The 6,000-nt window shown below is 57.8% G+C and carries 7 protein-coding genes; all 7 read left to right on the top strand.

Annotated features, from left to right (window positions below; translation table 11 throughout):
- Window positions 1–992 precede the first annotated feature (992 nt).
- The 7 genes from NB063_RS07105 (at window position 993) to NB063_RS07075 (ending at window position 5,661) form a co-directional block, all read left to right on the top strand.
- Window positions 993–1,361 carry a hypothetical protein gene (locus tag NB063_RS07105; protein ID WP_250928059.1) on the top strand — a complete coding sequence of 123 codons (369 nt, stop codon included), beginning with the start codon at window positions 993–995 and terminating at the stop codon, window positions 1,359–1,361.
- The gene (locus tag NB063_RS07100) at window positions 1,358–1,546 is read left to right on the top strand and encodes a DUF2997 domain-containing protein (RefSeq protein ID WP_250928058.1); all 189 of its coding nucleotides are present in this window, start codon (window positions 1,358–1,360) and stop codon (window positions 1,544–1,546) included. The genes NB063_RS07105 and NB063_RS07100 overlap by 4 nt, the downstream gene beginning before the upstream one ends.
- A gap of 56 nt (window positions 1,547–1,602) precedes the next feature.
- Window positions 1,603–3,093 (top strand): AAA family ATPase, encoded by a 1,491-nt coding sequence (locus NB063_RS07095; RefSeq protein WP_250928057.1) that lies wholly within the window; start codon window positions 1,603–1,605, stop codon window positions 3,091–3,093.
- A 249-nt stretch (window positions 3,094–3,342) separates the two neighbouring features.
- Window positions 3,343–3,801 (top strand): membrane or secreted protein, encoded by a 459-nt coding sequence (locus NB063_RS07090; protein ID WP_322975081.1) that lies wholly within the window; start codon window positions 3,343–3,345, stop codon window positions 3,799–3,801.
- A gap of 137 nt (window positions 3,802–3,938) precedes the next feature.
- Window positions 3,939–4,907, top strand: a complete 969-nt coding sequence (locus NB063_RS07085) for a hypothetical protein (protein WP_250928056.1) — start codon at window positions 3,939–3,941, stop codon at window positions 4,905–4,907.
- Entirely contained in the window at window positions 4,907–5,203 is a 297-nt protein-coding gene (locus tag NB063_RS07080; protein WP_250928055.1) for a hypothetical protein, read from the top strand. Before NB063_RS07085 ends, NB063_RS07080 begins: the two co-directional genes overlap by 1 nt.
- Window positions 5,200–5,661 (top strand): regulatory protein GemA, encoded by a 462-nt coding sequence (locus tag NB063_RS07075; RefSeq protein ID WP_250928054.1) that lies wholly within the window; start codon window positions 5,200–5,202, stop codon window positions 5,659–5,661. The genes NB063_RS07080 and NB063_RS07075 overlap by 4 nt, the downstream gene beginning before the upstream one ends.
- The last annotated feature ends 339 nt before the right edge of the window (window positions 5,662–6,000 follow it).

The following is a 6,000-nucleotide window of genomic DNA, read 5'->3' as shown; positions in this document are numbered from 1 at the left end:
GAAAATCAACACGCTGCTAACGCCCCAGTATCTCCTCGATTGGACCGAGTCGGGTGATGCTTTTTGAAGGTTTGAAGCGAAATTTTGTGTTTCAACCCAGGCACTTCCTGCGTCTTTTCAAACAGCCCGGCGAAAGCACTTTCTCATACGGACGACAAGCTGCCTGGTGCATTCTTCAGTTGCTCAGGCGTCCGTCGTTGTGTTTCAATTCGCTTGCGGGTTTTTCTTTTCGCGCGGCTCATCTACCGCATGGATACGTCGTCGAAATTCAGCGTGGCTGACAGCGGCCTCCCACCCAGTCGCTAAACGATGAGAGTTGCCATGAATTTTGGAAACGCAGTGGTTCGCATAGAAACACGAACTGTGGTTCGCCGTTGCAGTCGTTGCTGCGGACAAACCGTTAAACAATCACTCCTAGAGCATGAGATTTGAGGAAGCTATGCGTGAAATAATTACGCGATCGTGGACGACCGACTGGATTGGAATCTTTCCTGGTGCTGTCTATGAACTTGACGACGGTTCGAAATGGGAGGTCACCGACACTCGGTGCGGGAATGCGACAGGGTTTCGAACGAAGGTCACCGTGACCTGGAATGGCAGTCAGTATCGGATGAAACCAGAGGGAGACCGGAAGGCGTATTTGGTAAAGCCACTTGCACTCCCCAAACGAAAGCCGGTGGCGTATCCTTCCTCGCAAAAAGACCAGTTGATGTCTTGCCTAATCACTGATCTTCTCCGGGAAATCGGCAAAAACCACAGGTAGGGAAAGCGAAGCGGTTGAATTGGTTGACCCAAATGCCGCAGACCCCACCCTTGTCCAGAAACGATGCGTCATCCCTTTCGCGTCGTTGGTTCTCGCATCGTCTGAATCGGTGCGAGAACCGTTTTTGAGGCGAAGTCCTAAATCTTCACCCGTTTTGCGCTACATGTAGGTGACGGTAGCGGTGTAGCTACCGCAGATCACTTTTCTTTCTGTTTTTAGGGAGACATGAATGTCGCATATAGTTCAAATCGCTACCCAGGTCCGTGATGCTCAGGCAGTGCGGGCCGGGTGCGATCGCCTGGGGCTCGATCCGCCAAGCGAAGGCACCTTTAAGTTGTTTTCTCAGACGGCTACCGGATTGGGTGTGCAGCTCAAGGATTGGCGGTACCCGGTCGTGTTTGATCTCGGGACCGGTGAGACCAAGTTCGACAACTACCAGGGCCATTGGGGCAAGCGAGAGCGTCTCGATGAGTTCTTGCAGGCCTACGCGGTAGAGAAGACGAAGATCGAAGCCCGACGGAAGGGCTACTCGGTTGTTGAGCAAGCGCTCGACGATGGATCGATCAAACTCGCCCTCAGCGTGGGAGCGGCGGGATGAAAACCATCGAAGTGATTGTCGCTCCCGACGGATCGTCGCGGGTCGAGACCAACGGTTTCACCGGATCGGATTGCCGGCAGGCGAGTGAGTTCCTCGAACACGCTCTCGGATCGCGAGCGAGCGAACGCCTGAAGGCCGAGTTCCATCAGGCCGACACACAGGTCCAACAACAAGCCCGGCAGTGATCGTCACTGACCGGGCTTTTCTTTTGTCCAATTACAATCAAACAAGGAGTCAAGAAATGACTTTACAACAACGCGTGAACGAACTCGTCCGGGCCTGCTTTGCGGGGATCTGGATCGAGTCTCACGAACACACCGACGCAATCGCCGAACTGGCGGGGATGTGTCGAGACGAACAGTGGCGGCTTGTCACTTGGGATATCGAACGAGGGCTTCGCGGGCCGAGCGGTTCACCCTCGGAACACGATGCCGGCGATCCGCTGGCGGCGGTGAGGGCGATCTCGTCGCTGGCCGATGGGGAGACGCCCGCGATCGTGGTGCTGCAGAACTTTCACCGGTTCATGCAGTCCGCGGAGATCGTTCAGGCACTCGCTCACGCCATCCACGACGGCAAGCAGCGTCGAGGGTTTGTCGTGGTTCTCAGCCCCGTCGTGCAGTTGCCCGTGGAGCTAGAGAAACTCTTCGTCACGGTCGAGCATGCTTTGCCAGATCGCCAGCAACTTCTTGAGGTGGCCGCAGGGATCGCGACCGAAGACGATGAGATGCCTGAGGACGCCCAGCTCGACGCTGTACTTGATGCTGCGGCGGGTTTGACGCGATATGAGGCCGAGGGGGCGTTTAGTCTCTCTCTCGTGCGTGATGGGGTTCTCGCACCGTCAACGATCTGGGAACTCAAGACCCAGGCGGTTCAGAAGTCGGGTTTGCTTTCGATTCATCGTGGGGCCGAGACATTTGATTCGCTCGGCGGTCTCGACGCACTCAAGGCGTTCACACGACGGGCGATGATGAACCGTCGCAGCGACGGACAGGCGGTGCGGCCTCGCGGTGTGATGCTGTTGTCGCCGCCGGGTTGTGGCAAGAGCGAGTTCTGTAAGTGTCTGGGCAACGAGGTCGGCCGGCCGGTACTGACGCTGGATGTCGGTAGCTTGATGGGTTCGCTCGTCGGGCAGTCGGAGGAGCGGACTCGGCAAGCCCTGCAAACCGTCGATGCGATGGCTCCCTGTGTGCTGATGATCGACGAGGTGGAGAAGGCGTTCGCCGGGTCTGCTTCGGGTGGAGTCAATGACAGCGGCGTGTCGTCGCGGATGATGGGCACGTTTCTGACATGGCTCAACGATCACGCCTCGGATGTGTTCGTGGTCTGTACCGCGAACGATGTGCAGCGGCTTCCACCGGAGTTCAGTCGTGCGGAACGGTTCGATGGAGTGTTCTTCGTCGACCTGCCTGGTCGGGAGCAGAAGGACGCTATCTGGGCGTTGTATCGGCAGCGATACGACATCGATCTCTCCGAAACCTGTCCCGCTGACGACCAGTGGACCGGGGCGGAAATCAAGTCGTGCTGTCGTTTAGCGGCGTTGCTGGATGTCCCGCTGACCCAAGCAGCGACCAACGTCGTCCCTGTGGCAGTCACCTCGGCCGAGTCGATCGATCGACTGAGGCAGTGGGCTGATGGTCGTTGCCTGTCGGCGGACACTCCGGGATTTTTCCGCAAGGAAGTCAATTCGGGCAAGCGACGGCGACGTGTCACCACGAAACCTTCTGTTAATTGATCCGTTAATACGGGGCACGATCGAGAATCAATCATCGGTATCCGCATGCCTCGCTGAAACGAGGATCGATCCTCGTTTTTCATGTTACCTACTAATAAAGGAGAACCCGTTCCTTGGATGCATTACTACTTGTGTGCTTGATGCTGTCGTTCTGTCTAGCTGCGGTCGCTCTGTTGCTAAGAGATTCCCGGCGTCGACAGCGGGGCATGCAAGCACTTCTCAACCGACTCTTGCGAAAGGAGTTTGCCGATGGCAAGTCCGATGCATCGCATGAGCACGACTGACCGTTCGCGTTGGTTTTCGGCCGCAGCGATTCTATCCCTGTGGCTCGTCCTGATCGGGTGCGGACCTTCCGGACGTGACCTGTCCGATGCTCAGTGGCTCCAACTGCAGAGCGATCTGCAACGCGAGCGAACTGAAGTCGGACGGCAACGCGATCAACTCGAAGCCGACCGGCGGCAGTGGGACGAACGTGAGCGACGCGAGCCTGTCTTGGCCGCGACGATCGACTCATCGGTGCGGTTGCTGTGCTGTATCGCTCCGGTGCTGGTGGTCGTGCTCTTGCTCTGGCCTCGCCAAGCCGAGACACCCTCGGAGGTTGCCTGTGATGTTCTGTTGGATGAACTCATCGTTCAACGTGACCCCGGCAAACTGGAGTCTTCGCGGGCAAATTCGCCGGCGTACACGAGTCATAAACGACTCGTCTAAGTTCATTGATGACACCCGGTCGCGGCCGTGTGTTTCGTTACACCTCTGTTTCACTCTTCTTCATCGCCCCATTCGCTGACCTCAGCGGGTGGGGCGTTTTTCGTTTCTCTCTCTCAACAACCTGAAAGACAATTGCCATGAGTACCACTTTTACCACCCTCCCTTCCACTCAAGTTCCCGAAACGATCGACAATCCGATGGCCAGCGTCGGTGAAAGGCTGCAAACCGAAACCACCGCGGTGCGGCTGAAGATCCACTGGCCGAGCGTTCGCAAGACGCTCAGTAGTGACCAGACGCGTCTGGCGGCCGGTACGTTCGATGCCGACACCAAGTCGCTCTCTGCTTCGAAGAAGTTGATCGACACCAGCCACCCGGCTTTCCGTGCCGCCACGGCGGTTCGTAAGCAGGCGGCCGACTATTGGAAGGCCAACACGTTGCCGTACACCGAACCCGGTATGCGGTTGATCCGCCGTGCTGAGGTCGCCACCTTCGATGTCTTTATGACCTCGGTCAAGGGCGAACTCAACGAGGCAGTCGAGCAACTCGAAAATCACTACGACGAACTGGTCGATCAGGCCCGGGATCGCCTGGGCGACCTGTTCAACGCTGGTGACTACGATCCGAACCTGAAGCAGCTCTTTGGGATCGAATGGGATTATCCCAGTTGCCGACCGCCGGAGTACCTGCTGCAGGTCAGCCCGCAGTTGTACTACAGCGAGTGTGCCCGGGTGCAGCGTCGCTTTGACGAGGCGGTGAAACTGGCCGAGCAGGCGTTCGCCGATGAGTTGGAGCAGTTGGTCAGTCACTTAGCCGAACGACTCAGCGGTCAGGATGACGGTTCACCGAAGGTGTTTCGCGATTCGGCGGTGACCAACTTGTTGGAGTTCTTTGATCGCTTTGGGCGGCTCAATATCCGCTCTGACGAACAACTGGACCGTTTGGTCGAGGACGCTCGCCAGATCATCGGCAACGTGCAGCCGAGCGAACTGCGTGATCAAGCCGGGCTGCGTCAACGCGTCGTCAGCCAACTGAGCCGCGTCGAAGCGTCGCTGGAGGGTTGGATGACCGACCGTCCTCGTCGCAGCATTCTGAGGCGGTCGAGGTGATGGATGAGACACTCGACATCATCATTGGCAAAGGCGGCACGGCTCGGATGGTCTACCACGAGGCGTTTGATGCACGTTGCCTCGGCCATCCGACAATCCGTCGCGGCTCGGAGGTGGAACCCACCGCCGATGGGCGATGGACGGCCGATCTCGCCCGCGTCGGTGGGCCGAGACTGGGCCCTTTCACTTTGCGTTCGCAAGCGATCACAGCGGAAGTCGACTGGCTCCGACGTTTCTGGTTGGAACGCGACGTTTCAAATTTCAACATCAACCCAAACCCAGGAGAAGTACCATGACAACGAAACTTAGCGTTGGCGTCAGCCGCAAGATCGGGCAACCGAACTTCGGCAGTGCCTGCGCCACCTGTCACATGGAGATCGAAATCGACAACGCGTTGGCAAGTGATCATGACGACACGCTGACTCAGCGGATTCGACGGACTTTCGAACTCTGCCGCCGTGAGGTAGATCAAGAGCTAGCCGGTTACCGGTCATCGCAGTCCACCGTTCCCGCGGTCACGCGTGGCAACACAAGTTCTCGAAGCGGTGTGGTTCGAGACAAAGCGTCGCCGTCTCGAACGCGGCCAGCGACCGATGCCCAGATCCGGGCCATCCACGCGATCGCATCGAAGGCGAACGTACGGCTGGCGAGCGAACTCGATGCCGAGTTCGGTGTTGCGTCGCCACAGAGCCTGACGTTGCAACAGGCGAGTGAGCTGATCGAAAAGCTGAAAGGCCAGCTGGCTGGTCAGTGAGTTCACCGGCCTTCGGGCCATTCTGCCACGTCCTTACCGGGTACGTGGCTTTTTTTAGCTCCTGGCGGAACACTTGGTCGTGTTGACGAGGTCTCGATGCCTCCGCGGATCACCCTGGTATCTACCCGAGCAATTCGGCGTCGACTCGGCCACCGAGGAAATCGCAACTGGGACATCGCTCCCAATACTTCGTACAACCTCAATCTAATCGACGATTCGTCTCGGGCAGCAGCGACGAAAGTTGCCGAGGGACGTTCCTCGGCACAAAGTATTCGTGATTCGACAGAGACGCAAGATCAATTAGGTCCATGAGGAGGTGTTTCTGTGGCAGCTTGCCTG

The sequence above is a fragment of the Aporhodopirellula aestuarii genome (assembly GCF_023701485.1).
GTDB lineage: Bacteria > Planctomycetota > Planctomycetia > Pirellulales > Pirellulaceae > Rhodopirellula > Rhodopirellula aestuarii.
This window is presented reverse-complemented; position numbering and strand designations above follow the sequence as displayed.

What these genes read in the sequence shown, in the direction of transcription:
- NB063_RS07105 (WP_250928059.1), top strand. Translation starts at nt 993, where the DNA reads ATGTCGCATATAGTTCAAATCGCTACCCAGGTCCGTGATGCTCAGGCA.
- NB063_RS07100 (WP_250928058.1), top strand. Translation starts at nt 1,358, where the DNA reads ATGAAAACCATCGAAGTGATTGTCGCTCCCGACGGATCGTCGCGGGTC.
- NB063_RS07095 (WP_250928057.1), top strand. Translation starts at nt 1,603, where the DNA reads ATGACTTTACAACAACGCGTGAACGAACTCGTCCGGGCCTGCTTTGCG.
- NB063_RS07090 (WP_322975081.1), top strand. Translation starts at nt 3,343, where the DNA reads ATGGCAAGTCCGATGCATCGCATGAGCACGACTGACCGTTCGCGTTGG.
- NB063_RS07085 (WP_250928056.1), top strand. Translation starts at nt 3,939, where the DNA reads ATGAGTACCACTTTTACCACCCTCCCTTCCACTCAAGTTCCCGAAACG.
- NB063_RS07080 (WP_250928055.1), top strand. Translation starts at nt 4,907, where the DNA reads ATGGATGAGACACTCGACATCATCATTGGCAAAGGCGGCACGGCTCGG.
- NB063_RS07075 (WP_250928054.1), top strand. Translation starts at nt 5,200, where the DNA reads ATGACAACGAAACTTAGCGTTGGCGTCAGCCGCAAGATCGGGCAACCG.